General features: G+C 43.0%; 18 protein-coding genes and 1 pseudogene. 2 read left to right on the top strand and 17 right to left on the bottom strand.

Annotation, left to right across the window (positions count from 1 at the left end; translation table 11 throughout):
• Window positions 1–144 precede the first annotated feature (144 nt).
• Window positions 145–704, top strand: a pseudogene (locus H6A27_RS11890) (aldo/keto reductase); the annotation flags it as partial.
• Here H6A27_RS11890 and H6A27_RS11895 read toward each other — a convergent pair.
• From H6A27_RS11895 to H6A27_RS11975, 17 genes are all read right to left on the bottom strand, one after another.
• A complete protein-coding gene (locus H6A27_RS11895) occupies window positions 704–2,026 on the bottom strand; it encodes a sensor histidine kinase (RefSeq protein WP_204508826.1) in 1,323 nt (440 codons plus the stop codon). The pseudogene H6A27_RS11890 and the gene H6A27_RS11895 sit on opposite strands and share 1 nt — an antisense overlap.
• Window positions 2,027–2,037: 11 nt before the next feature.
• Window positions 2,038–3,393 carry a sigma-54-dependent transcriptional regulator gene (locus H6A27_RS11900; RefSeq protein WP_204508827.1) on the bottom strand — a complete coding sequence of 452 codons (1,356 nt, stop codon included), beginning with the start codon at window positions 3,391–3,393 and terminating at the stop codon, window positions 2,038–2,040.
• Between the two features lie 40 nt (window positions 3,394–3,433).
• Window positions 3,434–4,882, bottom strand: a complete 1,449-nt coding sequence (locus tag H6A27_RS11905; RefSeq protein ID WP_420867860.1) for a TolC family protein — start codon at window positions 4,880–4,882, stop codon at window positions 3,434–3,436.
• Window positions 4,883–4,958: 76 nt separating this feature from the next.
• Complete coding sequence (locus H6A27_RS11910) at window positions 4,959–6,212, bottom strand: ABC transporter permease (RefSeq protein WP_204508829.1); 1,254 nt, start codon at window positions 6,210–6,212, stop codon at window positions 4,959–4,961.
• Window positions 6,213–6,215: 3 nt separating this feature from the next.
• Complete coding sequence (locus tag H6A27_RS11915) at window positions 6,216–7,565, bottom strand: ABC transporter permease (RefSeq protein WP_204508830.1); 1,350 nt, start codon at window positions 7,563–7,565, stop codon at window positions 6,216–6,218.
• Window positions 7,566–7,601: 36 nt separating this feature from the next.
• Entirely contained in the window at window positions 7,602–8,903 is a 1,302-nt protein-coding gene (locus H6A27_RS11920; RefSeq protein WP_204508831.1) for an ABC transporter permease, read from the bottom strand.
• A 4-nt stretch (window positions 8,904–8,907) separates the two neighbouring features.
• Entirely contained in the window at window positions 8,908–10,227 is a 1,320-nt protein-coding gene (locus tag H6A27_RS11925) for an ABC transporter permease (protein WP_204508832.1), read from the bottom strand.
• 57 nt (window positions 10,228–10,284) lie between these two features.
• Complete coding sequence (locus tag H6A27_RS11930) at window positions 10,285–11,583, bottom strand: ABC transporter permease (protein WP_204508833.1); 1,299 nt, start codon at window positions 11,581–11,583, stop codon at window positions 10,285–10,287.
• A 5-nt stretch (window positions 11,584–11,588) separates the two neighbouring features.
• Window positions 11,589–12,905: an ABC transporter permease gene (locus H6A27_RS11935; protein WP_204508834.1), complete on the bottom strand. Its 1,317-nt coding sequence runs from the start codon at window positions 12,903–12,905 to the stop codon at window positions 11,589–11,591.
• Window positions 12,906–12,924: 19 nt separating this feature from the next.
• Window positions 12,925–13,590 (bottom strand): ABC transporter ATP-binding protein, encoded by a 666-nt coding sequence (locus H6A27_RS11940; protein ID WP_204391425.1) that lies wholly within the window; start codon window positions 13,588–13,590, stop codon window positions 12,925–12,927.
• A gap of 55 nt (window positions 13,591–13,645) precedes the next feature.
• A complete protein-coding gene (locus tag H6A27_RS11945) occupies window positions 13,646–14,956 on the bottom strand; it encodes an ABC transporter permease (protein WP_204508835.1) in 1,311 nt (436 codons plus the stop codon).
• A gap of 6 nt (window positions 14,957–14,962) precedes the next feature.
• On the bottom strand, window positions 14,963–16,267 hold the full coding sequence (locus tag H6A27_RS11950) for an ABC transporter permease (RefSeq protein WP_204508836.1): 1,305 nt from the start codon (window positions 16,265–16,267) through the stop codon (window positions 14,963–14,965).
• A gap of 14 nt (window positions 16,268–16,281) precedes the next feature.
• Complete coding sequence (locus H6A27_RS11955; protein ID WP_204508837.1) at window positions 16,282–17,532, bottom strand: efflux RND transporter periplasmic adaptor subunit; 1,251 nt, start codon at window positions 17,530–17,532, stop codon at window positions 16,282–16,284.
• Between the two features lie 180 nt (window positions 17,533–17,712).
• Window positions 17,713–19,128 carry an AAA family ATPase gene (locus H6A27_RS11960; protein ID WP_204508838.1) on the bottom strand — a complete coding sequence of 472 codons (1,416 nt, stop codon included), beginning with the start codon at window positions 19,126–19,128 and terminating at the stop codon, window positions 17,713–17,715.
• Window positions 19,129–19,442: 314 nt separating this feature from the next.
• Window positions 19,443–20,561: a PepSY-associated TM helix domain-containing protein gene (locus H6A27_RS11965; protein WP_204508839.1), complete on the bottom strand. Its 1,119-nt coding sequence runs from the start codon at window positions 20,559–20,561 to the stop codon at window positions 19,443–19,445.
• Window positions 20,562–20,582: 21 nt separating this feature from the next.
• Window positions 20,583–21,908: a DUF4374 domain-containing protein gene (locus tag H6A27_RS11970; protein WP_239469671.1), complete on the bottom strand. Its 1,326-nt coding sequence runs from the start codon at window positions 21,906–21,908 to the stop codon at window positions 20,583–20,585.
• A gap of 71 nt (window positions 21,909–21,979) precedes the next feature.
• On the bottom strand, window positions 21,980–24,427 hold the full coding sequence (locus H6A27_RS11975) for a TonB-dependent receptor (protein ID WP_204508840.1): 2,448 nt from the start codon (window positions 24,425–24,427) through the stop codon (window positions 21,980–21,982).
• A gap of 575 nt (window positions 24,428–25,002) precedes the next feature.
• Between H6A27_RS11975 and H6A27_RS11980 the strand changes: the two genes are divergently transcribed.
• Window positions 25,003–26,280 (top strand): hemolysin family protein, encoded by a 1,278-nt coding sequence (locus H6A27_RS11980; RefSeq protein ID WP_204404957.1) that lies wholly within the window; start codon window positions 25,003–25,005, stop codon window positions 26,278–26,280.
• Window positions 26,281–26,772: the final 492 nt, after the last annotated feature.

Here is a 26,772-nt window from a genome sequence, read left to right on the forward strand (position 1 = left end):
ATACAACATTTTGTGCTTCGAGCACGGCAATAGACGATCAATCAAGTACGTAGGGCTTGATTTTTTATTGCACCGGCATAAAAAACGAAGATTTTTATGTAAGTTTGTAACATATTAACTCAAATACATAAATCTGGTATAATTATGATAGAACCGGTATATTCTGCAGCTCCCGACAGATATGAAGGGAAGATGAAGTATCGCAGATGCGGCAAGAGCGGAATTCTTCTCCCTGAGATTTCATTAGGATTGTGGCATAACTTCGGCGATGTGGATACATTGTCAAACAGTAGGAAAAAGTTGCATTATGCTTTCGATAATGGTATAACCCATATAGATTTGGCCAATAACTACGGACCTTCGTACGGTTCGGCGGAAGAGACTTTCGGACATATAATGAAGACCTCATCCGCTCCGTATCGTGACGAACTCTTTATCTCTACCAAGGCCGGACATGATATGGGGCCCGGACCGTACGGAGAGTGGGGCTCGAGGAAAACGGATGTGGGAAAGGCATTATACGTCGGTATATCGAAATATCCTGCCGACAAGGCCGGGTCTGCATACGGATATCTGAAGTCCGAAAAAAAAGTGCCGTGTCTGTTGTATCAGGGCAGATATAATATTATAAACCGTGAGCCCGGGGAAGACCACTTGCCCGGGGCTTGCTGACAGACAGGTACCTGAATGGCATACCTGATGATTAGAGAATGGCAAGAGGAGGATTCTTGGGGAAAGAGATGCGGAAACGGGTCAGTCCGTCGGAATAGGTTCGCAGGGAGAAGGTGCATCCGTGTTTTGTCAGTACCTCGCGGATGAAAATCAGACCGATACCCTGGCCGTTCGGTTTTGTGGAGAAGAAAGGGCTGAAAAGTCTGGCTTCCACTTCCCGGCTGATACCCTTACCTGTATCTGCTATTTCGAGCGTTACGGGTGAATCCGTAGTACGGATGTATATGTCGCCACATTCGCCGATACTTTCAGCGGCATTCTTTATTATATTGACCAGTACCTGTTCAAACAGTACTGTATCTATTTTTACAACAGGATTTTCCGGACAAAGCCCGTTGTGGAGAGTTATTTTACGGTCGCGGCAGACAGTCTCCATAAACATGCGGCAGGCGGAAACTCTGTCGTTCAGCCTTACCTGTTCAAGATTTGGCTCCGGTATCTTTACTACATTTGCAAAATTGGTTATGAAGCTGCTCATGCCATAACAGCGTTCCACACATACCTTCATGACTTCCTGTATGTCTTCCGTATCTTCCATCTCTTTCAGTGCCTCGCTTGCAGTTTCCAGAGTAGATGTGATACCGGCCGTTGTATTGTTTACCTCGTGGGCAATCATGCGGATAACCTTCTCGTATGCCTTCTTTTCGGCTTTAACCACTTCGGCGGTCAGACTCTCTATCAGAACAAACGGATGTGCGAATCCTCTGTCCACAAACGAAAGCCGTGAGCAGCGGTAAATCATAGAGTCGCTCAGGCGGATAGTGTCTGTTGTATCTTTGGGCAACCGGTCTATCTCTTCAGCCAGCGGACATTCCAGGTTCTTGAACTCTTTTCCTGTCAGTTCGTTTGCCGATGTGTATCCCAGAAAGCGTAGTGCGGCAGCATTAATCATGGAAATCTTTCCGTCGAAATCGAGTATGATAACTCCCATCGGAGAAACATTGATGAGCAAATCAAGGAAATAATTCTGTTCGCGGAGTCTTAAACGTTCGTTTTTCAACTGGTCCATCATCCTGTTGAACATATCTACTATACGGTCTGCTTCAGCCTGTCTTACAGGGGCGAGACGGCTGCTGAAATCCTGTTCGCGAAGCAAATCCATTCCGTTGGCTATACTGTCCAGAGGTTTTACCACTTTGCGGTAGAAATAAACCAGGACAATAAGGCTGAGCGTTATGACCGCCTCGCCTACATAGTGGAGTGTTCCCTTTTCTTTTAAAGTGAAGAAGAACAGGATACCCCATGCGAACATCAGTAATATAGCCAGCAGAAAGAACAGGTTTTTCAGTTTCATCCTTATTGGGTTTAGTCGTTGAACGAAATGCCGTATTTTTCCAGACGGCGGTACAGGGCCGCGCGGCTGATACCTAATGAGAGGGCAACTTGCGAAAGATTATTGCCGTGTGCTTCAAGTGCCTGCATGATGGTACGTCTCTCCAGCTCCTCCAAGGTCAGACCTTGCAGGTTTTCAGTTACCGATGTAGTAGAAGCCGGATGATACTGTGCCTTGAAGTCATCTGCTGTAAGCTGCTGTTTGCCGCATACCAGCAATGTACGTTCTACAAGATTTTTCAGCTCACGTATGTTTCCGGGGTAGGGCAGGCGGCTCAGGTAATCCAGAGCATCGTCAGTCAATTCAACAGGAGAAAGTCCGTCGGCTTTGCAACGGCTGTCGGCAAAATGACGTGCAAGTAATGGGATATCTTCCCTGCGTTCGCGCAATGCCGGAAGATGTACCGTTATCAGATTTATACGATAGAAAAGATCTTCGCGGAATGTGTGTTCACGTACCATCTGCTCCAGGTTGGCATTTGTGGCGCACACCACTCTCACATCTACCTTTCGCGGGCGGCTTTCGCCAAGAGGTTCGAATGTCTGCTCTTGCAGGACACGGAGCAACTTGACCTGACACGACAGATCCAGCTCTCCTATTTCATCGAGGAAGATTGTTCCCTTGTCCGCCAGTTCAAAACGTCCTTTACGGTCCGTCACGGCATCGGTGAATGCCCCTTTCTTATGTCCGAACATCTCGCTTTCGAAAAGAGTCTGTGAGATACCTCCAAGATTGACTTTTACAAACGGTTTGTTCCTGCGCGGACTGTTCAGATGTACGGCCTCGGCAATAAGTTCCTTGCCTGTTCCGCTTTCGCCTGTTACCAGTACCGAAGCACCTGTACGTGCCACTCTTTTTACTGTAGTAAGAACATCAAGCAATGCCTTGCTCTTGCCTATGATATGACTGCGGTCGAATCCGTCATTGTCAGTTAAAACCGTATCGGCAGACTTGTCTTTTGATGTCAGTTCCAAAGCTGTTTCTATACGTTGCATAAGGGCAGCGTTATTCCATGGCTTTGTGATGAAGTCGAAAGCTCCTGCCTGCATACCCTGTACCGCCAGCGGGATACTTCCCCAGGCTGTCATCAATATTACAGGAACATCAGGGCAGAACAGCTTGACCTGCCTGAGCAGTATCAGTCCTTCCTCGCCATTGGTGGAAAGACTGAAATTCATATCCATAAGAATAAGTTGTGGTGTAACGGAACGGACTGTTTTTATGGCCTCTTTAGGACAGGAAACAGCCAGAACATCGTACTTTGCCCGCTTCAGCATGAAACTGAGCGAGGAACGTATTGCACTATCATCATCAATTATCAGTATCATAACTCTGCAAAAGTAAATATAATTCCTTTAATCTGTGGTTTTATCTTCTGACAATCTTTTCAAAGTCGGCATCAATTCCTGTGTTCGTCGCGAAATCCCATAGTGTCAGACTGCGCAACTGATAATAATAATACCAGTAATAAAACAGTTCGTTGATATGCTTGCGGCGTGCCTCATCCTTCTGGCTTTGTGAGTCGTTCAGGTCGAGTGTGGAAATCTTACCTATCATGAAAGTCTCAACGTTGGTATGATAACGTTTTCTGGCTATCTGGTCAGCCTCATCAGCCAGATGAAGCTGTGTCTGCTGGTTGTTGAACTGCTCAACCAGTATAAATATATTCTGGTTGAAGTTCATGGATTCCTGACGCAGTTTGCTTTCTGTCACTTCGCGGTTGCTCTGTGCCACTTTTACTTGTCCGCGACGCTTGCCCCAGTCCAGTATTGGAATCTTGAATCCAACTTCCACTACCTGATTGTCTTTCAACCGGCGGTAGGCGCTGTCGAAACGGTTGTCCGTACCGGTGAAACCTACCTGTGCGAAGAGAGTAATTTCGCGCATATTTCCTTTAGCCTTCGCCACCTCATAATCGGCCTCCAGTTGTCGGCGGCGGATATTGTGGGCGAAAGAGTTATTGGCAAGAGCTTTCTGTAGTACGTCATCATAGTCTAAACGCACGTCCGGTACAGAATCCGGGACTATAGGTTCGAGTTCTTCGTCCTCACTTAGGGCGAGGAAAGAACGGAGAGTAAACATACAGCTCTTCAACGAACTTTCGTTTGAAGTCAGGGTAGAGCGGGCATCGAGCACATTCAGCTCCAATTGCAGCAGGTCATTCTCGCTGATTTGTCCCATACGGCGTTTAGCTTTTGCCACTTCGTGAAGCTTTTCGGCATTGGCAAGGTTCTGACGCGCTATCATTACATTTTCCTTTGCCAGCAGCAGGTTGAAAAAATGATTTATGGTTGTCATTGTCACTTCCTCGGTTGCGCTTAGGAAAGCGGCTTTTGCTTCGGCATAGCGTACCGGCTCTATACGGCGGTTCCACTTTATGTTATTCACTCCGAAAATAGGCTGGCTCAAAGTCAGTGCGAGAGGGACGGACATAAATCGGTTTCCTACTGTTCCGTCCATCTGACGCAGAAAATCGAGTGAGGTGTTCAATGACAGTTTACCTCCCGTAAACCAGATGTTCTGGTCGATGGAAAGCTGTCCGTTCATCTGCATATAGTTGTTTCTGACAAATGTATATGAACCGTCCTCCTGCTGGTAGGAGTTGTAGTTCTTGTTGTACGAAGGCAGATTTGCGGAAAAGTTTATTTCAGGCAGAAGGTCTGCACGGAACGTACGATACTCCCAGTAGGCTGTTTTCAGTTCGTTCAAAGCCACGGCAGCATCCACACTCTGTACACGTGCCAATGTGATAGCTTCGTCAAGTGAGATGGCGCGCCGCAGTACCGGAGAATCTGTTTCTCCGGCTGCAAGCGCCATATTAAGAGAGATTAGAGAGCAAATAAGTATAACAGTTCGTTTCATAAATTCGGGAAAATTGAATTTTCAATAATGTTTATTCATCGTGCAATGCTTCGGCGGGTTGTATCTTCATGGCCCGGCGTGCTGGATACCAGATACCCATAACAATCATCAGAGCCATGAGCAGAAACGCCCCGACGAAACATCCCACGAAACGGGCTACCGAAACATCGGTCAACGTATGTACCGTCAGATCGGCCAACTGGATATTGATGGTTATCACCAGTGCCGGTATCACCGCCATTAACAAGAGGACAAAACCTTCCAACAGGAAATACTGCATTATCATCTTTCGGCTACTTCCTAATGCCATACGGAGAGCAATCTCACACCGACGCTTACGGGTACGATACCAGAAGGTAGCGCAAACACACAGGAAAACGTTGAAAAGGAAGAAGGCAAGTACGGTATAAACCGTATTGAGGTAGTTTACAGTTCCCTTTTGTATGTCGTAAGCCTCTTTCATATCATCGTACGAACGGATATTATCCAAATAGAAGATTCCGCGGTCGAACACCGGCTGCATATCATGGCGGAAACGTTCGGCAAAACCGGCAACCTGGTCTGGTAAAACCCGTATCGCCACATGTTGCCAGAATAAGGCTTTGTCAGCAGGCAGGTAAATGAAAGGCTCATATCGGTCATAGTCATCCAGCTTGTGGCGAGGCAGAACAGCGGCTACACGGTAATTAGTCACCGGATGCTTCGTGTTCATCCAATAGGGATTGAAGCAAGTCCTGCCCACCGCATCACCCGCATGAGGCAATTGGAACAGGGAATCCACCAAGTTTACACTCATAAGCGTGGGTGCGGGATTTTCGGCCGACGACCAATGCTCCTCGTCCAACTGCCCGGCCAATGGATTCAGGCGGAACACCTTGAAATAGGAAGATGTCACGTATCTGATGTAACAATTTACAACATGCGTAGAATCGGTATGCGGTGCATATCCTTCTAACATCACCTCATTCGTATAAGGGACACTTCCGTAATAGGCACAAACCTCTTCCACTCCGGGATAATCCTTTATCAGGTTGTACAGATAAGTGAAATCTTCTCCTGCTCGTTGATTGTCAGTATCGTTAATGAATTCCAATGGTTTGGTACCCATCGTCAGATCGAATACACACGAGGTATCATATCCTTTGGGCTTCCAGGCTGCCCCTTCGAAATTATATATTACATCGACTCCATACCACAACAATACGGTTACGATACATAATTCAGCCCAAAGCCAGGTGTTGACACGTCGCTGGTTCCATATCTGATTGAAAATCTGTTTCCACATAGTTTATTCTCCTCCCGTTAATGTATATGAAATACTCTTGTGTACGGCTATCCAGGCTGGTAACAGTACGGACAAGGCATTAAATACCAGACAAGCTGCCAGTATCATCAGAAACAATGATGGACGTAACAATAGGTCGCTATCAAACACGATACCTTCCAGTTCCACCCCGCCTGTGCCGAATAACCACGTGCCACCCGCCGATACCAGTACACACGATAGGCCGTAACCCAACACACCTCCTATCAAAGTGGTAGTCAAGCTCTCGAAAAACAACCGTCCGATAATATCGGCATTGGACGCCCCATACGCCTTACGAATGGCTATCTCGCTCAACCGGCTCTGCATCTGGGCGTGAACCAGTCCTGATATGCCTACGGCGGGAACTACCAGCAGAATCACCAGCAACAATCCATAAACCAGTTCCGCATTGATACTTCCATCACGGAAAAAGGTGTACTCCGTATGTGTATATAGACGCGGATCCTGAAGGATATACTCCAGTCCCTGCTTGTTTAGCTGTTCCATCCGGCGATTCACTTCAGCGCGTACTTCCTCAGCTGAAGTATCTGGCGACAAGTGGAGGATGGTATAATGAAATCCTATCAGACCGGCGGTACTGATAGAAGGATTCACATTTTCTTCGTAAGTCAATGTAAACGGTTCCCATACATCGGCATATGCCGTCTGGAAAATGGAGCTGACATTACGTACCACACCTACGACACGGACTTCCTGGAAATCCAGTAGGAATTGCTTGCCTACCGCCTCGACGGTTCCTCCGAACAGTTCCCCCGCCAGTTTTTCAGTGATGACGACAAACCGACGTACCACACCGTCATCCCGATTGCGGACGCTCCGCCACTCGTCATCCGCCGTTTCTAAAGCAGCCCGCCCGGCATCATACTCAGCCTGAGTAAACGGACGTCCCGCCAGGAAATCGTAACTGAAAAATTCAAACCAATTGGCCGCTACGGGACGTAGCAATACAGAGTGACGGTCGGACGAGGCTGGCAGAGCACACACAGACTTTCGTAAATCTCCGTGCCATGTCAGGTCATCCACTCCAGGCAGGTTGTCAAAAAAAGCATGGAAGGCAGTCGGACCCAATCCCCGGTATCCCCACATATTAGTACCGTCGGGACGCATACATTGTGTGCCGTAGTTGTAAAGTACCCTGCTGCGACGTGTCTCCGGTGCTACATCGGCCGTACGGAAATCATAGACCATTACCACCACCATCACAAAGGCCATGGTAACCGCCGTTCCTACTACACACACCGCCGTATAGAAACGGTGCTGATTCAGTTGGTTGAAAAGTATCTGTAAATTATGTATCCAAGCATATTTCATAGTTTAAATCGTTTATGAATCAAACAAAAAACTGTTTCATTCGTCTCTCAAAGCTTCTGTAGGTGCAATATTACTTATCCTATGTGCCGGAATATAGATACCTGTCAGTACTACCAGAAGCAGGATGATATAGATGATGAACGACACTATAAGGAAGTGTTGTACGAAATTCTCCACCCAACATGGTTGTGTAATGGCCCTTATATAGATGCTTTCCTGATGTAATCCCTCACTGAGACCATATTGCATATATATTATGCATCCTATAAGTGTAGCTATGGTAGTCAGTACCACACCTTCGCCAAGCAGTAGCCGTCGGATGTTGTGTGGAGTAGCTCCATACGACAGCATTACACCGACTTCTTCGCGGCGTGTACGTGTCTGTAGCCAGAAAGTACCTATTACACCGAGGCAGAGATTAATAAGGAAGAACATTGCTACACTCAGATTTCGACGATAAAGTGAAATGGCGCTGGAAAACTCGCCTTCAGAAATAAGGTCGTCATACGACTGAAGATCGCGTGCATAAAGATTGCCTGCCCGCATCTCACGAAGCATCCATGGCTTGAAATCATTCATGAAACGTTCCATGCTGACTCCGTCCTTTATACGGACAGCAATATGTATATCTTCTAGATTATCAAGAATATCGGGATGACTTTCAGGAATGAAGACTGTCGGTAAAGGACGAAGGTCATTGGCATATTTGAAAGGTTTTACAGTGCCCACAACAGATACATAGGTGGTATCTTTTCCCTCTGCCTCCCAACAGCGCTGTCTGTTATAAGTCTTGGTATGAAACATGCCTTCCAAAGCATCCTCTGTCAGTATTATATCGGATTCGCTAAAAGTATAGTCAGAAAGCTGGTTTACTGACATGCTGCCTTCTCCATGCTTGAAACCGTATGTCTCAAAGAAATTGGTATGTGGCCAGAAGTAAATATTCATGATGCTGAAATCTGTAGAATCGCCTTCTGCTGTCAGGCTGGAACTGCTGCTGCCCACAGAGCATGGATATGCGAAAGAAACCATAGGAGTGGCATTCTTTACATCCGGATGCTGCCGTGTACGTTCAACAATATTCATGTATGCTTGCATCAGGGAAGCTGAATCCGCTCCTTGAGCATCATAACCTGGAGCTTGTGGCTGGAGCATGGCTACTGATACCATGCATAGCCGGTCTGCGTCATAACCAAGTGGACGTTGACGGTCGTAAGTAACAACGATTACTGGGTCGAATATAATCCACGAAAGTACAGCTACCAATATCAGTTCAGCCATAAGCCAACCGTTGTTACGGCGACGGGACCATAAGTTCTTAAGTATAAGTTTTAGCATAATATTATCTTTTTTCGTAAAGAGAATATACAATAGGTTTACGGAGCGACATCCATGCCGGAAGTAATGCTGATAGAAGGTTCAGCAAAAGGCAGAGCAGAAAGGCTATGCCAAACACTGTAGGTGCGAAAAGCATTTCGCCGGACACATATAGATTTGCACCTTCAGGAGTGGCCATAGGCCAGTCGCTGAGTAGGGTGAAAATCCATTCACGTCCCAGATAGACGGTGGTCCATGCCACTATCAGTCCTATAATGCCGCCTGCTACGGTAAGGAAAAGATTTTCCCACATAACCTGCGACAGAAGTGCACCTTTGTTGGCTCCGAATGACTTGCGGACACCCATCTCCGGCAGACGGCTTTCCATACGGCTGGCAATAAGTCCGCTCAGGTTCAGGGCAGGTACCAGCAGGAGTACCAATACCACTACAATTATATATCCTGCCGTTTTCCAGAAACTGAAGCTGACATCTGATGGACGTTCCTGAAAAACACTTGCGAAGTGTGAAGTTGGTTGCTCCCACAATTCTATACTCCAGGAATCCTTATGTTCCAGATTTATACGTCTTGTCAGTTCCTTTATTTCGGCACGAAGGGTGTCAGCCTGTGCGTTATCCCTAACAAGGAAAGTAATGTTATACTGTCCGCAATATGGAAACATTTCTGTGAGTGGTTTCTTATAATTCGGAATAACCGAGTAGGGAAGATATACCTGTGCGTACGATTCATTTGTAAGGTAGCTTGCTCCATGGACTACTCCACACACACGATAGTCAATATAGTCAAGTGTGAACGAACGTCCCACTACTTCCTCTGTGCTTCCGAAAAGTCGTCGGGCTAGATCATCCGATATGACAGCTGTACGTATGCCGCTTTCCAAATCTGAATCAGTGAATGGATTGCCATCAATAAAACGTAATGGATAGATGCGAAAGAAAGCAGGATCCACCAGCTTTAATGCCGGACGAAAATCACCACTGCGGTCGGCTGGCTGGATATATCCGGCTCCAGACATTCCGCTTCCCAAATGGGCTGAAACCGCTACAACGTTTTTTAGAGGATATATCCATTCCTGTAAGGCGCGATAACTTAGGCCTGCATTCAAGTTGGATTTCTCTTTTTCCGAATGAAACAAGGCATTGGTTAAATATAAAGTGTTGCTTCGGTTTTCTTCTGGATACACCGGTGCCAGCTTTACATAGTAAATCACAGCCATGATAACCGTCATTGCAATGGCAAGGCCTGTTCCTGTAATGTAAAGAGTGCTGAAGAGGCGGTCCTGCCTCGTCAATTCAATGGCTTGTTTAAAGTATGTTTTTATCATATATAAATCTTTAAATCTTTTTATCCTATCTGACGTCCGTCAAAGAAACGTACGGTTTCATTCATCACGTAAAGCCTCCGTAGGCGAAATGGCGCTTATTTTCCGGGCGGGAATATAAATGCCGACCAACACTACAACTAATAGAATCAGGTAAATGATGAACGAAACGATAAAGAAGTGTTGCCCGAAGTTATGAACCCAATAAGAATCAGTCGTTTCCATACCTGTCTGTCCTTGAGCCAATCCTTCACTGATAGCATATTGCAAATAAAACAGACATCCTATCAGGGTAGAAGCTGTAGTAAGCATAATTCCTTCACCCAACAGGAAACCAACAATGTCTCTCCGCGTAGCACCGTAAGATAACATAACCCCAACTTCTTCACGACGATTGCGAGTCTGCACCCAAAATGTTCCAGACACACCCAGACACAAATTGATAAGGAAGAACACCGCCATCGCCACATTTCGCTGATAAAGTGTCATCGTTCCCGTATTATACTCGCGTTTGGTTATCAATTGCTGATAAGACTCTACCTTCTGTGCATACAAATTACCGGCACGCAGTTCACGCACCATCCACGGATGAAACCGGTGCAAGAACCGATCCATGCTAACCCCTTCTTCCAGTCGAACCAATATTTTTACATCATTAGGAAAATAACTCAAGTCAATGGAATTCATTGGAACAAAAGTCACAGGTATGGGTTGCCAGTCACTATACATGCGGAAAGTACCTGTAGTACCTACTACATTCGTATATAGTGTATCTTTACTACTAATTTGCCAAAAGCGGCATCCCTGAGGATTGTCTGTATGAAAGAATGTTTCCAGCGTATTTCCCGAAAGTACCAAGTCACCTTCCTTGTATGGATAATCTGAAAGTTCTTCCAATGTCATTCCCTTGCCCGGACGAAAGCCATACGTTTCGAAAAACTGTGTATGAGGCAAAAACTCTATGTAACGCATCCGACAAGGAATGGTATCTCCTACAGGCATACGTGTCGTAATTCCTTGTCCTTGTGAGTTAGGATAAAGCCACCCTAAAATAGGAGTTGCATGTTTTACCTCTGGATAGTTACGCACTCTCTGTACCAGATTATCGTAAGCCCTTACCAGGGAAGCCGAATCTGTGGCCTGTCTGTCGAACCCGGGAGCATTGGGGCGGAATACATTCAACGACACCAAACAGAGACGATCGGCATCATACCCCAAAGGAATCATACGGTCATGCGTCACAACCAGTACAGGGTCAAATATCACCCATGAGACAATACACACAATAATCAATTCAGCCATTAACCAACCGTAGCGAAGCCGACGGAACCATAATGTCTTAAGAATAAGTCTAAACATAGCTTTTATCTTTTTTCATAAAGTGAATTCATAATCGGATTACGCAGAGACAACCATGCCGGAATGAGGGCTGAAAGTATGTTCAGTACCAAACAGAACAGTAAGGTTATAAGAAAGACAGAAGGGGCAAACAGCATTTCACCTGATACATAGACATCTGTTCCTTCAGGTATCAGCGATGCATAACGATCGAATACACGGAATACCCATTCCCGACAGCCATACAAAGCAATCCAAGCTATCGCCATTCCCAGTACTCCACCGGCCAAAGTCAACATGAAATTCTCCCAAAGTACTTGTGAGAGCAGTTCGTTCCTTCTTCCTCCAAACACCTTGCGAATCCCCATTTCAGGCAAACGGCTTTCCATGCGGCTGGCTATCAGTCCACTCAAGTTCAATGCAGGCACCAGCAACAGAATTAACAAGATGAACAATAGATAGCGGACTGCTCTCCACCAGTTGCCTTCTCCACCGACTGACATCATCAAAGACGCATGCAGATGGGAAACCGGATCTTCATCTATGTTCATTTTTAGACCATCGGCCTCGTGCAACAGATTCTGCTTGCGCACAATCTCGTGAACTTCTTCACACAGGGCCTTACCTTGCTTTCCGTCTTCCACCAATACCGTCACCTGAAAAGGACCACAATAAGGGACTTCTGGATAAGCTGCATCACGATACCCTTCCATCGTACTATAAGGCACATACAGGTCCGCATACGAGCGGTTTGTCAGATGACTGGCGCCACGAACCACTCCGCATACTTGATAGGTCTCGTAATTCAGCAGAAACTGATATCCGACAACTCCGTTCTCCTTTCCAAACAGACGACGCGCCAACTTGTCGGTAATAACAGCTTTTCGAATGCCACTTTCCAAATCAGACTGAGCGAAAGGCTGTCCATCGAAAAAGTGGAAAGCATAAATCCGAAAATAAGCCGGATCGGTTTCTACAATGTTCACCGGGAAATCACCGCTACGGTCGGAAGGCTGAATGTACTTCACAGCTCCGAAAGTTGAAGCACTCACCTCACGGGCATTTTTCAACGGATAAAACCACTCTTGTAATGCCCTGTACGAGTAAGAATAACTCCACGACTGAAAACGCCCGTCCTTGTTCCGCTCGAAAGACGTTCCCGACAGGTAATACGTATCTCTCCGGTTAACCTCCGGATATATAGGTGCCAATTTTACATAATAGACAACCGCTACAATCACCGTCATGGCGATAGACAGCCCCGTACCAACTATGTAAAGAGTACTGAATAGGCGGTTCTGCCTCATCAATTCAATGGCTTGTTTAAAGTATGTTTTTATCATATAGAAGTTTCTTGGTATTTTATCCTATCTGACGTCCGTCGAAGAATCGTATAGTTCTTGAGGTTTGCTTAGCCTGTTCTTCGTTGTGTGTAACCATCACTATCGTGCGTCCGTCTTCTTTATTGAGCTGATGCAGCAGTTCCATAACTTCAGCACCCATTTTTGAATCCAGATTACCGGTCGGTTCGTCGGCAAGTATGATTTCCGGATTTCCGATAATTGCGCGTGCTATCGCAACACGCTGGCACTGACCGCCGGATAGTTGTGAAGGCATGTGTCGCATACGGTGGCTCAGTCCTACCTTCTTCAGAACCTCTTCTGCCAGTTGTCTGCGTTCTTTTGCCGATACGTTTCTGTACAGGAGCGGAAGTTCCACATTGTCAATCACATTCAATGAATTGATAAGATGGAACGACTGGAACACAAATCCCAGGTTCTTATTACGGAAAGCAGCCAGTTCCTTGTCTTTCATCCCTTCTACTACTGTTCCTGCTATTTTAATAGTTCCGCTTGTAGGAGCATCCAGCAGTCCCATAATGTTCAGCAATGTTGATTTTCCACAACCGGAAGGCCCCATAATACTGAGAAACTCACCTTTTTCCACATTCAGGTTTACATTTTCCAAAGCCTGTGTCTCTATTTCGTTAGTACGGTAAATCTTGTTGATCCCTGTCAGTTCAATCATGTTCATAGTCTGTTATAATTTAATTGTTAGTTATATGTTTTTTTATTATAAATCTTTATTCGTTTCTTAAAGCATCGGCCGGCAAAGTGCGTGCAGCCCGTACAACCGGAATATATGTCCCTATCAGCGCTATTATCAACAATATCAGATAACTGATTATCAGAACTATTGAGAAGTGGAAGCCGAAACGGTTCTGCCAGTATTCAGGATTCGGTACGAAATAACGGTTCATTTCCACTGCATACATACCACTGATATACGCATTATAAAGCAAGAAAGGAATGACCAGCACGAAAGCTGTTGTCAATAATAACCATGCTTCGATAAGGAATTGTCGCACAATACACCTTTGCGATGCTCCTATACTACGCATAACACCTATCTCTTCCCGACGGGCATTACTGCGAATCCAGAAGGTTCCCACCATACCCAAGAAGATGCAAAGCAGGGCGAAACCAGTCAAGGCATATTGCAGGCGGAGCTTGTTGGTTACGCCGCTTGCCATCGCATAGGCCTCACTCATGTCTGAAAATTTTTTCAGACTTTCAAAATAGAAATTGCCAATGGATAGTTGAGACCCCACTTCCTGCTGGAAACGCTGTATGAAGGCTGATTCGTCCACACCTGATTTCAGACGGATGACAAAAGGATACATCCACGCCATATAAGGACTTCCGTGCATATCATCATACATGTGGACAATGAGCGGATAAGGCTGTTCGTAATCACGGTGCTTGAAGTCACGGAATACACCTGCCACTTCTGAAGGTTCATCGTCCTCATAAACTTTTTTCCCAACTGCATCTGCCGTACCAAATAGACGTAGGGCTAACAGTTCAGATATGAAGACTTTTCCTTGAGTCTGTTCGGGTAGCCGGATATCATCGCCCGTACGGACATCTTTCATGCCGTAGGTACGGAGCATATTGCTGCCATCAAGTGTTATGAAATTGTACCACTGGGAATGTACGTAGCCTTCTTTTTTGTGTAAAGAGGCGGTATCGGCAAAAACTTGTGTTCCGCTCCACGAGTTGCTGTTAGGAAAACTTTGGTTAGCGGAAATGGACCAGCACTCTACCTCAGGCTGCTCACGCACTATGCGGGCGATACGATGGTAAGCCACCAGATTCATAGAGTCGGAAGCCATATCGGGATTGAAGTTCCCGTTCGTCGCGTCGTACATGCCGATGTTCACCACATAAAGTCCTTCGGGATTATAGCCACGGTCGATGGCACGGTTGGCGGTCAATACATAGATAGGATCGATAACTGTCCACAAGAAAAAACTGACAACCAGCAATTCCAAGAATATCCAGCCGTTCTGACGGCGCTGGTTCCATAGTTGGTGTAAAATAGTTCGTATCATGACATTTTATTTTTTCGAGTTCAACGATTCTGTTATGGTATGTCGCAACGCATACAAAGCGGGTACAAGCGCCGACACCACATTGAGCACAACGCACACGGCCAAGGCAATGCCGAATACCGCAGGATTGAACAACATTTCTACCGTGAACGAAGTGGAAAGGGAGGTATCGTAAATGTTCTTGTCGAATAGTGTCAGAATCCAGTCGCTGGCCGTCAATACAATCAAATATGAGAATACCAGTCCAACCAGTCCTCCCAATAAGGTCAATAATAGATTCTCGCAAAGCACCTGCTCCAACAAACATCGACGGGTAGCTCCGTATGCCTTGCGGAGTCCCAATTCTGAAATACGGCTATCCATTCGCGAAGAAATCATTCCACTCAAGTTCAATGCCGGAATGAAAAGTAAAGCCAGCAGGATATAAAGAAAATCTTTAGCCAGATCCATCGTGTCCGGAACCTTATCCAAATCCTGACGGAAGGTGCTGAGCCAATATATGTCCGGTTGTCCCATCAGGTCGTATTCATAGTCTTTGTCCTGCTGTGAATACCGGCGGAACACATCTTGTACCTCACTACGTACCTTTTCAATATTCGCCTTATCGTCAACCAACAGGTAAGCGTACACATTACCCAGCAATCCCATACGGTCCAACTCTTTCCGGATGTGTTGTGCATTGAGCAATGGTAGCCAAAGATCGCCTGCCGTTTCTGGTGTGGCATTGGATACGTCCTGTACCACACCACACACACGGTAATCACGTCCATTGAAACTGAAATGGCGTCCCGTTACTCCCTCGACCGTAGCAAACAGACGTCCGGCCAGTGATTCGCTAACGACGGCTACCGGTGACTTGGCTTCAACATCTTCCTGTGTAAAAGGGTGGCCTTCGATGAAACGGAAAGAAAAGAGTTTCCAGAAGTCTTCGTTGGCAAAACGTGGAACTGCCTTGAAAGGTTTTACACCAGTAGCAGACACCTGATAGTTTTCCCAAGAATCAAACATACTACCGGCTACCAGCTCCACATGAGGCAGGTCTGCAAGCATTTCATCAATCACATAATAAGCCATACCACCGTTGATAGTCCAGTTTTCGGGCTTGCCCTTCGGGTAGCGTTTTATCGGTTTGACAACGAGTGTCCTATTACGGTTGTATTCAGGATAGACAGGACCGGACTTTACGTAGAAGATAATGAAGAGAGTCATCACCAACGCAATGGACAGACCAGTACCCACCACGTATATACCGGTAAAAAGTTTGTGTTGTCTGACAAGTGTCCATGCTTGTCTGAAGTAATTCCTTATCATACTTATAGCTGTATTTATTTTCTTAGTTTCAACTTGTTCTTGTTTTTATACTGACTCATGTCGCTAATAACAACTCTGTCACCGGGCTGAAGTCCTGATACCACTTCCACATATTCGAAATTGGAATCTCCCAGACGTACCTTTCGTTTTACCAGCTCATCCGAACCGTCGAGTACAAAAAGCTGATAATCGCCGCGTCCGACGTAATAGCTTGAATTGGCAATGCGCAACACATCTTCCTTTACGGCATTCATCACATACACATCTGTTTTCAGTCCTGAGCGGAGACGGCGGTTACTGTCGTCTTCCAGCTGAACGGTAAATGAAATGACTCCGTTCTTTGAAAGCGGTGTCACACTGCTCACCTGTCCCTCAAGTTTCTCACTGCCTATCTTTACTACGGCCTTTCCGCCGGCCGCAACACGGTCGCCATAAGTGTCGGCTATCTCACCCTCAACCTTGAAATGACTCAAATCGGAAATCACTGCTATACGCGAACCTTCGTTTACCTGAGCTCCAATCTGATTGTTGATATACGTCAGGATAGCCTTGCGTGGCGAGCGTATCTGTGCCTCGTCAAGCGTACGTTTTGTCTCGGCAAGTCCTTTAAGGAAAATCTCATACTCCAGTTGTTTTACCTTAAGGTCGGCGGCCTTGACCTTTCGTTCATTGGCGAGTTGCTGATGCAGCTGTTCCAGTTCCAGCTTTCCTGTTTCGAAATTCAGTTCTGCCTGATGAACCCTGTCCATGGTACCCGAACCCAGACTGTCAAGATAACGTTCGTTCCTTAGTTCCACCTTCATGCGGTTCAGTTTCATTTCAGCCACCTTTACTTTCATCTCGAGGTCACTCAGGTACGTACTGTTGTTCACTTCCAGCTGTTCCAGTTGATAGCGTTTCATCTGTTCCTCATCCAGCAGTTTGTCGTATTCTGTCTTTGCGCTCTGCAGATCCAGTTTCATAATAGGCGTACCTACATTTACGCTGTCTCCACCTTTCTTATATACTTCCAATATACGTGTGTTGATAGGGGAGTTGATAATTTCCTCGAATGCGGGAACCACCTTTCCTGAAGCGCTGACACTAACTTCTATAGTACCTTTGCTTACTTCGGAGAATACAAGGTCTTTTTCTTTCACACTGCTGCGCATCAGGGAAAATAGTATTAGGATGAGGGCAATGCAGCCACCTCCTATACCTCCATATTTTAATATTCGTCTGTTACGTTCTTTTTTCAGTACATCTTTTGGTATTTCTCTATCCATAATAATCTGTTTTGAATAAAATTGTTCGTTATGACGCTTTTTATCATGCAAGATGTGTGCCAAAATATTAATACGCTGATTATCAGTGAAAGACAAAAAAATAAGGTGTCCGAAAACGGACACCTTGTACGGTTTTGTATTTAAATACTGTTTAAATGGTGTTTAAACGCTGATTAAACGCTATGCAAACAAATCTTCCAACGTTATTTCGCTTTGCACTATACCGGAGTGAGAGTTCTTACGGATTCCGTATGTCGTTACCATAGTAATATGTACAGCCTTGCGCGTATTTGTGGTTTCGATGAATGCGCTCTTTTTGTTGCGTAGGTTACGTTCGTACTCGGCATCGATAGAAAACTCCGAAAGGGAGTATTTCATTTCGCATATATTTACCACCTGGTCATTGCGGTCTATCAACAAATCAATTTGTGCTCCTTCTCCATTTTCATCAGCTTCCTTTCGCCATGAGTAGATGTTGCTTAATACTCCGGAAATACCTAATCCTGCCTTGATTTGCTGCGTATGAGCCATACACAGGCGCTCAAAAGCCAAACCACTCCATGCTCTATGCGTTGCAGAATCAATGGAAACCGACCAGAAATGCTCGTCATTGTTTGTATTTTGCCGGATAAATTTGAAATAAAAGAGCGTATAGTTATCAGTCAATTGATAGATTGCCTCTTTTGTCTTTTTGCCATAGCCATTGAATTTCCGTATAAAGCCGCAGTACTCCAACTCGTCAAGCACTTTGCTCAATGCACCATTGCTTTGCTTGTCTGTTGCTGTTATAATTTCTTCGCGAGTCATACCTGCCTTTTTTCTGCCGAGAGCTGTTACCACATCTATGTATTGTTCAGGCGACTTGAACAGAGAAGCATAGAGCTGGTTAAACTCATTTGTCAATTTCCCATTTCTGGAAAAGAACATTTTATCGATGTTTTGAGCAAGACTAAGTCCTTTTTCAAGCAAGTTCCAATAAAATGGTATGCCTCCCAATACCATATAGCACTCGGCAATTTGATACCGGCTCATTTCAATTCCCTTATTTTGGACAAACATTTCGCATTCTTTCAGAGTAAATGGTTGAAGGGCAATACGTTGTGTCACACGATTATGAAGTCCTCCGTGGTCGTTAATCACCTTATTGATAATCCACGATGTGGCAGATCCGCATATAATCAAAACAATATCCTTGCGGGCTGAAGCCCATCCATTCCAGAAGTGTTCAAATGCAGAAATGAAATTCGAACGGGGGGTGTCCATCCACGGAAGCTCATCAAGGAATACTATCTTTTTCTCGTCTGTTGAGTTCTTAAGAAAATGAGATAACAGACTGAATGCTTCCAGCCATGATTTCGGAGTAGGACAATCGTCGTAACCTGCATCGCGAAGTGAGATAGCAAAACTGAACAATTGGTCTTTGGTTCTCGCATTGGCCAAGCCTGTATGCTGGAATGTAAACTTATAGCCAAAAGTTTCACGAATAAGATATGTTTTGCCTACGCGTCTGCGACCATAGACTGCTATCAATTCCGAATACTCCGACTGTGCTGCCGAAAGTAATGTTTTCTGCTCTTCTTTTCGTCCAATTATCATAACAATTGAATTTTGTTTTTACAAATATAGCATAAAAATCAATATAATTTGCCAAATCTCGTATGTTTTTGAGGATTTGGCAAATTATAGTCTGTTTTTTGAAACGAAAAACTGTTTTGCCACTATTATAATATGTTTGGTTTGTGCCGTCGAAAAAGTATTTTCTTCAGCTCATTTTCTATAAATATAGATTTGATTTTTATAAATATAACTTGTATATATAAAAATATAACTTGCGTTTATATAAACACAAGTTATATTTACAGAATATGTAAGCTCGTTACGAACTTTCAGATATGTTGTTTTAAGTTTTGTTACCTCATCTTCTTTTTAAGCCAAAGATAGTATCCGGTCAGTGGGAGAGTGGCACCTATCAGTGCAGCCAGGAAGTAAAGGACTTTGGTTACAGGACCGCCCCATGTTCCAACGTGCAGCGAATATATCAACCCTCTGAGGTTCTGTCTCACACTGTTATCCTCGAATTTCCTGATTTCGGTTATTTTGCCGGTTTTTGGGTTGAACTTTACATTGTCCGACTTATTCCTGTATCCGTATTTGTTCAGTGATACAGTAGCTTCATTTTTGCTCAGTTTTATATAGTTGTATTCAGAGTAGAGACTTTGTATTTCCTTTAGGGCAGCATCGTATGCTATGGCATTTTCCTGTCGGCGTTCAGTCTTGCCGTTCTCTTTTTTCTCATCATTTCCATGTCCGTGAGCGTGTCCGGCTTGTTGATTCTGTGGTTGAGGCTCGGCTCCAAGGAGTGAGTACGCGGCTTCCCTATACCATCCGAATGACCATGTAGGTCCGGTCAGTGCCATAAGCAGTAGGAATATTGTGGCATAGAAACCGAGTGCTACGTGTGAGTCGTACATCAGTCGTCTTGTACCTTTGCCGCACGCCACTGTAAGTCTGTTTTTCAGAGCCTTACGGGTACGTGGAATCCATATCACCAGCCCGCTTATGAGGATTATTGTCATGGCTATTGTAGATACGCCTACTATAAGCTTACCGGTTGACATGCTGCCTTTACTTTTAGGAACATCAAGAAACCATCTGTGGAGTTTCCTCATAGTCTGAAAGAAAGGATATGATTTCGACCATCCTATGCTTTCTCCTGTGTAAGGATTGACGAACAGGACTTTCTTTCCTCCGTTGCTGAAGCTTATCTGATATGTAGCATCTGCAGCTTTAGGGATGCTTACGGATGAAATCTTCATTTCGCCGTGTCTGTCCTGTACGATATTTATGACTTCGGAAGGAGCAAATCTTTCTTTTCCCTGAGGCACTTCCACCTGATAAAGATTCTTGTTTAGGGCACGTGTGATATCCTGTTCGAATACAAGTGTGGCTCCGGTGAAACATATCACAGTGATTATCAGCCCCAATGGGATAGAAAGCCAGAGATGTATCTTGTGTAATGTTTTATTCATTTTGTTTATTGCAAATGATTTTTATTTTTGTTTCAAGAAACTTACTCCCTGGATACTTTCTGCATTTACTTCTGTACCTTTTACAGCTTTTCCATCTGTAGAAATAGTGTATAAAGCAGGTAAAGAACCATCTGTCGTTTCCACTTCGAAAGTGATAGTGTGATTATCTGTATCAGCAGCATATGCAAGAGCAATATCGTTGATTAGAGTAGGTTCTGGCAAACCTGTTACTTCAGTGTAAGATTTGGTCTTTACATCGAATATGCCGAACTTCTTGTGCGAACCTTCTGATACACCAGCTGTTCCAGGTTCTGTATATAGTTGAAGGCAGAATTTGTTATCACCAATGTAAAAGCATTTCCACATATAATGTCCTGTCGTTTCCGTCAGATTTACGTAATAATCATCATCAATACTTATTGGCTTTCCGTTTTGTATGTTATTACCACTAATACGTAGTACAGCTGAAGGAACTTCTGGCTCTGACTTTCCGTAGTTTTTTATTGTACTTTGACAGAAAAGGTAGATTTCATTACCAACGACTTCAATACCAGTTTCTGTACGTGAACGAAGATTGCCTTTTATTTGTCCGGCTTCTTTTCCTGGATAATCCTCACTTTTACGTATGATTGTATTCTGATATTTCAGATATTCTTTTTCGCTGTCGTTAGGGTCAAATTTATAAACACCTATATAAAGGTTATTAGCTAAGTCTGTACTATAGCTTGCTTTGGCACGACTTGTTGGATCAGGATCTAAATGTTTAGTTGCATATGATAGTAACACATAGTCACCATATCCGGCTATGTCTCCTACTCCCCATGTTTCTCCATCCATAAGACTTGCAGGTTCTTTGCTTAAGTCATCGCAATCTATAATACCATCGACAACTGCTGCATCAAATGTTTCCACATTAATATATTTAACACGCTCGTAATGGCCGTTACCGGTTTGGTCGGACATACCTATGAGATAATTCTGGAATATACCTCGCGCTTTCACATCACCATCAAGCGCAACTCCGTTGCCATGCTGTACTAATTTGCCATCCTGAAGTTTCCATGCCATAGTTATGTAGTCTGATGAAGATCCACCTTGCGAAGGATAGTTCATGCCTACCAGAATCTCATTATTGTAATTTATAAAATCAGGATTGTTTCCGCTAAAAAAAATGCGTCCTTCTGGATTTGCAGGATCTAATATGCCGGTTTTAGCATCCGGAGTAAGTTGCAGGTAAGCACCGTTACTCTCTCCTGAACCACTCATTACAACATATTGTGCTTTTGCTGCACTTCCTTCACCGTTATCACCGTTGTCATTTGGCAGGTTTTCACTACAAGCAATCATAGAGCATGTTAATACAGATAAGCACATGATTTTTAAATAATTTTTCCTCATTTTTCTTTTTTATTTATAAATTATTTACTGAAATTATATCCTAGTTTGATTGCAAAAGCACGTTTTGGTTTTTGCATCTTGAAATTATCATATAGACGGGCATCTGTCAAATTTGTACATTCTGCAGCAACTGTAAATTCCTGTCTTTTACCAAAGTTATAGTTGATAAAAATATCGTGTGAAAATTGGGTAGGAACTATCAAATCAGAATTGTTATAAGTATTCCATTCGTAGCTGAACGAATGAATGTAACTCATCATGTAATGTATATTGAGTATACTGCCCTTAATGAAAAGGTTGTGCAGAGTAAAGCCTGCCTCACCATTGCCATACATATAAGGTATTGCTGGAATACGCTCTTTATAGTTGCGGCTAATACGTTGAGTACCTGCTACATATTTTGTCATGCTGCGCATATCAATATAGCTGAAATTACCTCCAATAAAGAAAAGATCCTTAAAGGTATAACGTATTCCGAAATCTCCTCCTAGATTGCGTACTCCACCATCGTTTTTTGAAGTAGCTCTTCCATTGTCGCTATTGGTGGTACGTCGAATATAATCCTTTATTTCACGATATTGGAAGGCTGCATCTACTGTTAATTTGTGTTGTGCTATATCTAAAGGACTAGCAGTAACACTGAAATTGATATTGTTGCTTGACTCTGGTTTAAGGCTGGAATTTCCACGTTCTATATCATCACCTGTTCCAAACAATTCACGGCTTGTTGGCAGGCGAAGAGCATATTCGTATGAAAGGCGAAGCTGTGTGTGTTGTCCCCAAAAGTAGGTAGATGCTAATCCGCCTCCCCAGTGTGCTTTCGTGTTTCTGAAATCTTGGTAATTACTACCACCTTCTGGATCAAGATATGCTTCGAGATGATTTATATAGTTCTTTACAAATACTGATGAATTCCAGATTCCTTTATGATCATATTTGTAGCTCAATCCAGTTACTGCTTTCATACTAGTTTGTGGGTGCTCGTACTCGGCTTTTGTTAGAGTTTCATCTTTGCCCGATCGAGAAAATGAGGTAAAAGTGGAACTAAGAGATACAGAATGTCCTTCACTTGGGAATAATGCAATTCTGAAGTTAGCTGCTCCATTATTGTCACGATACCTGTACTTGGTATAGGATAGTTCACCCGGTGCACTTTTAGGATTACTTTTTTCACCTAACCAGTTATAGTTACAACTAGCCGTATCAGCTGCATAGGATTTACCGAAATTATAGTTACCATTCAATCCGATGTGTAGTCCTTGAAGTACTTTAAATTTCTTTTCATAGGTGAGCTGGGGCATTAACGTATTGGCTGTGGTGTATCGTGCGCCATATACCCAGTTCATGTTTGAGGCATTTTGTGTCTGTTTGTATTCATATCCTCCTGTAAAACCAAACAAGAGACGATCTGCGTATGGCTTGTCTACTAATCCTATTTTAAGAATAGCAGCCTCATTGTGGTATCTTGCATGAAAGCGTCTTACTTCAATATCTTCATATACTACTGTATTTCCTTTTTCTCCAAATTTTGTGTAATGATCAATATTAACCTTATAATCATTGTCTGAATAGTTTTGATAAGCATTTAATGAAATATAAAATCCTTTCTTAGAAGTCCATTCTGCATATGCATTGGTTTTGTGTGTATTGAAAGATCCGAAAGAATAAGATGCATTGACACGTGTACGGCGAGTGTCGTCAGTTACAATGTTAATGGCTCCACCTAAGGCATCTCCTCCCAACTCGATAGGTACTACGCCTTTATAAACTTCAATTCTCTTTGCAAGTCCAGCAGGGATGTTGTTGAGTCCGAAAGCAGAACTCATTCCATCCATTGGGACGCCATCAATGAAAATCTTTACATGTCTTCCGGAAAATCCATTTAAAGAAACATTTGCTTCAGAACCTACACCACCATTTTGGCGGATTTTCACTCCACTGATTTTATCGATTGCATTGGCCAAGTCAAATGTAGTATTTTTAAGTTTTGATGTTTCCAGTAGTGATACGTTGTATGCTAGTCGTTGTACCTTTTCGGCTGGGCTGAGTCCTTTTACTACTACTTCATTTAATGTCATAGCATCTTCTTGCATACTTATTTCTAAATAATGTTTTTGAACTTTTGGATTGAAGTGTCTTTTTTCTGTTTTGTAGCCTACGAAGTTTACAACAATATTGTATTCCTCTTCCGGATGTTTTATTTTGATTTCAAACTCTCCGTTGATATCTGTAATTCCTCCTCCAAGTAGTACATTTCTTTTAGAAGAGCGTACTTCAACCGAAGCATAACCTAATTCGGCTTGTGTATGAGAATCTATGACTTTCCCTTTGATAATGTTGTTTGATTGAGCTTGAATGTTTGCGCTCAATAAAAGTAAGATAAAAGTAATAAATAAAATGAGAAATGGTTGTTTCTTTATTTTTATACTTTTATGAGGACTTGAGGTTAATAATCTACTCTGATTCATGATTTTAAATATTATTATTAAAATAATTTATCTCTTATACCATATCAATATTATTGATTTCAATAGAAAATTTTAATTTAGTTGTTGCTATTACATAATTATAGTTATCTATTATATTATCTTCATTTGTAATGAGAAATAACGAAATTCAGGTTGTATGCGTTTTTAGCTTTTTGAGTCAATTTTCTCTAAACGTTATTTTAATCATATGTTTATGATTAAAGGTCTCTGTTTACAGATATTTGAGTTCTTACTACTAGTATAATGTTGAAATGTTACCAATTATGGAATTATCAATTATATTCAACAGCGTTTTGCTCATAAACTAATACCTTTTTATATATATTTCTAATACCTTTAATTCCGGATGCAAAGTTACTGCCATGAGCATTTTCCCACAATCGCAATTTTTAGGTATATTTCATGCTGTTTTTGCATGTATTACTAATCATTTTTAGGTATTGCCCAAAATGGACAATAAACATATTGTTAAAACTTTCTAATAGAATGTTATTAATTCGTCTTGAGCGTGAACAATCTATTATTTTTGCTGTTGAAAATATTTATATATATCTATGAACGAAATTTTTATAATCATCGGGTTGATATTGCTTAATGGAGTTTTCGCAATGTCCGAGGTGGCACTCATATCAGCCCGTAAATCACGTCTTTCCGCTGACGCTAAAAATGGAAACAAATCGGCCAAAACAGCCCTTAAACTTGCTAATGAACCGGACAGGTTTCTTTCAACAGTACAAATCGGTATTACTCTTATAGGAATCCTCACCGGTATCTACTCCGGAAATCAGATTGCAGTCGACCTGACAGAGGCTATGAAATCATGGGGAGTATCTTCTACATACGCTTTCGGGTTGGCACAGGGAGTTATCGTTGTAGTGGTTACATATCTTACTATCATATTCGGTGAGCTTGTTCCAAAGCGTATAGGTATGAGTATGGCTGAAAAGGCAGCTAAGGTAATGGCTCAGCCAATGAATGTTCTTTCAGTAATTGCACTTCCTTTCGTATGGTTGCTTGCGAAAAGCACTGAGATTATCTTCAATCTTCTTGGAGTAAAAGAGGAGGATAATAAAGTGACAGAAGAAGAAATCAAATCTATTATCCAGGAGGGGGCGGAAGATGGTGAAGTGCAGCCAGTGGAACAGGACATTATGCAACGTGTATTTCTGCTCGGAGATCTTAAGGTGAGCTCTATCATGACCCATAAATCGGATATAGTATGGTTGGACACAGATATGAATGTGGAAGATGTAAAGAATATCATTAGTGACAACCTTTACGAATTCTATCCGATAGCAGATGGCGATCTGGATCATGTTAAAGGCGTAATTCAGCTCAAGGACCTTGTTTTGCATCTGCATGAAGATGATTTTAATCTTGTCTCTTTGACACAGAATGCCGTGTTCTTTCATGAGAATATGAATGTGTATAAAGTTCTTGAGCAGATGAAGGTGAAGAAAATAAGCCGTGCTCTTGTATGTGACGAATTCGGTGCTTGTACCGGTATAATCACACTTAAAGATATTCTTGAGGGACTTGTGGGAACGGTGGATGATGCCGACGGCGAACCTGATATAATAAAAAGAGTAAACAACGACGGTTGGCTTGTTGACGGTCAGTGCCCGATGTACGATTTCTTGAATTATTTCAACCGTCCGGAATTGTTTGAAAAATCGGATTTCCATACACTTGGAGGTCTTATACTCCAACATCTGCAGCATGTGCCTCAGAGCGGGGAAAGTATGCAGTGGAACGGATTTAACTTTGAAGTAGTCGATATGGATGGGGCAAGAATTGACAAAGTTCTTGTAACTCAAATCAAACAGGATTGATAAATCTGCACAATCCGTAATAGTTTTGTTTTCGTTCTGTCATTCCATTTCAAACGATAGTTCATTTGAAATGGAATGACAGTATTTTTTGTATATATAATTATATAATAATGTGTATTCATGAAGCAGATATCCTTTTATGTTAACACATCCTTAAAATATATCATCACTTTTATTATTGATAAACAAAGCTTTAGCGTTTCAGGCGCAATTTTTTTTGAAAAAAGTTTGTGCGAAGTGTTGCGTGAAAGAAAAAAGTGCGTACCTTTGCACCCGCAATCGAAAATGATACGGTTGCGAAACAAGTTAAGTTCTTTGAAAGATTTTAGATAAACAAACAGAATGTAGTACAAGCGTCACATTATAATAATATAGTGTGATGAAAAAAAGAATAAACCGTCAATTAAAATAATTACGGGATCCTGGACAGAGACAGAACATATCCTTAACGGATATATAAAAATATTTTACAATGAAGAGTTTGATCCTGGC

The sequence above is a fragment of the Bacteroides caecigallinarum genome (assembly GCF_016902295.1).
In the GTDB taxonomy this organism is placed as follows: Bacteria; Bacteroidota; Bacteroidia; order Bacteroidales; family Bacteroidaceae; genus Phocaeicola; species Phocaeicola caecigallinarum_A.